Genomic DNA, 2,093 nt, shown 5'->3' on the forward strand with positions numbered 1-2,093 from the left:
TGTCAACGCCGATGTGAAAATGTCGTTTTTTGCCGATTAAAAAATGCTGTTTTTTACCGATAAAGTTTACAGTGTCTCACTGCTCCTTTCTTTATTTTGTGCGTTGAAACCTGATAAATCAGGTCCGGAATTATCCTTCTTTTCAATTAAATGATCTTTCATTCGATATGATCGACCAGTGATTCGGATAACTTTAGCGTGATGAACCAAGCGATCTAAAATGGCGTTAGCTAACATCTTATCTGAAAAGGTGTTTCCCCACTTAGAAAGCGGAATATTAGTGGTGATAATGGTTGATTTCCGTTCGTATCGTCTTTCAATTAACTGAAAAAACAGCTTAGCGCCCACTGACTCAATTGGAAGATAACCAATCTCATCAATGATTAGAATTTGAAAACGGGCATACCGGCGTAGCACTTCTTCGCTCCGGCCTTGAACTTGTGCTGTTTGAAGCTTGTTGATGAGGTCGCTACATCGAATAAACTGCGTTGAAATTCCTTGTTTACACCCTTCAATTCCAATGGCGGTGGCTAGGTGAGTTTTACCGACACCGGAGGTGCCGATAAACAAAACGTTTTGATTCTCTTGGGTGAATCTTAGTGATCCCAAGTCCTCAATTATCCCTTGGTTAATTCCCGGTTGATAACTAAAGTCAAAGTCAGCTAACGTTTTTTCATATGGAAAGCGGGCTAGTTTAATTCTCAAATTAATCTTTTTTTGTTCCCGGTATTTAAGCTCAGCCGTTGTCAATTCGAATAAGGCATCACTCAAGGACTTGGGTGCTTCATCTTGATGATCCAATAGGTAGCCTAAATGTTCGGCGAAACGATCTAACTTTAATTGTCTAAGGTTGGTGTATAAAGCTTGGTAATTGGCCATTTTCTCACTCCATTTCATCAAACATCTTCAGGTTTCGGTCGACGTAATCATCAATGACTCGGTCATCACGATTCTTATAAAGGTCTGATCGGACAATCTCTTCCATGTCATCGCGAAGGTAAGTAAATCTTTTCAGTGAAATAGGGTGAGAACGAATTAATTCTCCGTTATAATAAATGTATAGAGTATTGTCATCGTGTTTAATTTGTACGGTTTCGTCAATATATCTTATGGGGACGGAGTATTTCCGATTTTGAAAGACAATCATTGATTCCTTGCTAACTTTCCTTGCGATGGTTTGGCTGGCATAGGCATCGAGTAAGTCGTGATCAAAATCATGGAGATACTCTTTTTCTTTATCAAGCAATAAATAAGGCGGAATTTGAGTCGCCTGAGACTTCTCATGATTCAGCTGATCACACGTCAAATGGACGATCTCGGCTAAGTCTAGCGGCTCTTCAAACTCGTGGTTGTAAACTTTGATTCGCTGAGTAGTTCTGGCCAGCGCCTCAACCTTTCCTTTGGTTTGTGGCCGAAACGGTCGACAAGCAATTGGCTTGAAACCAGCGTCCTTAGCGTATTCAACGAAGGTTTCATTAAATACCGGCTTACCAAAATTACTTTTATGATGATCGACGACAACCTTTTGGTTGTCAAACCAGATTTCTTTCGGCACACCCCCGGTTGCCCAAAAGGCATTAGTTAAGCAATCAAAAAAGGTAATTTGGCTGCGACTGAAGGTAAATTGCATGTATTTCATTCGTGAGTACCCTAAAACATATAAGAAGATGTTGCCTTTGACAATCTCTCCATGCCGAGAAACCAACGTTAAATCTTCTTTCCAATCAACCTGGGCTGAAAGCCCTGGCGAGGTTTCAATCCGGATAGTGGCTTTTTTCGTTGCGGCTTTTCTGATGGTTCGACAATAGTCTCTGAGAATACTTTGCCTTCCTTGATAGCCACGTTCTTTGATAAAGTAATAAATTGCCGTTGCCGAACAGCCTTCTAGAACCTTTTCTTCAATCGTTTTTCGATAATCGTCAAGTTTACTCGGCCGCCGTAAGGGTTGTGGCTGCTCATCTGGGGGCGTAAGCCCTAAATTGTAGTATCTTTTTACCGTTCGTGGATCAACACCGTATCGCCGACCAATTTCAGCGAAGTTGGGCTTTATTTTGTTCATAATATATTGCTGGACACACTGCTCAACATCTAAA

Annotated in this window: 2 protein-coding genes; both read right to left on the reverse strand. The window is 41.0% G+C overall.

Features of this window, described 5'->3' with window-relative positions; genetic code table 11:
- Positions 1 to 66: 66 nt before the first annotated feature.
- Complete coding sequence (istB, locus tag KGF65_RS16500) at positions 67 to 879, reverse strand: IS21-like element helper ATPase IstB (protein ID WP_053359344.1); 813 nt, start codon at positions 877 to 879, stop codon at positions 67 to 69.
- A 4-nt stretch (positions 880 to 883) separates the two neighbouring features.
- A partial coding sequence (istA, locus tag KGF65_RS16505) for an IS21 family transposase (protein ID WP_253955686.1) occupies positions 884 to 2,093 on the reverse strand: 1,210 nt, incomplete at its 5' end.

Source organism: Lactiplantibacillus sp. 30.2.29, assembly GCF_018991255.1.
GTDB classification, from domain to species: Bacteria; Bacillota; Bacilli; order Lactobacillales; family Lactobacillaceae; genus Lactiplantibacillus; species Lactiplantibacillus pentosus.

Coding starts and splice junctions, on each gene's coding strand:
- istB (WP_053359344.1), bottom strand. CDS start 879: ATGGCCAATTACCAAGCTTTATACACCAACCTTAGACAATTAAAGTTA.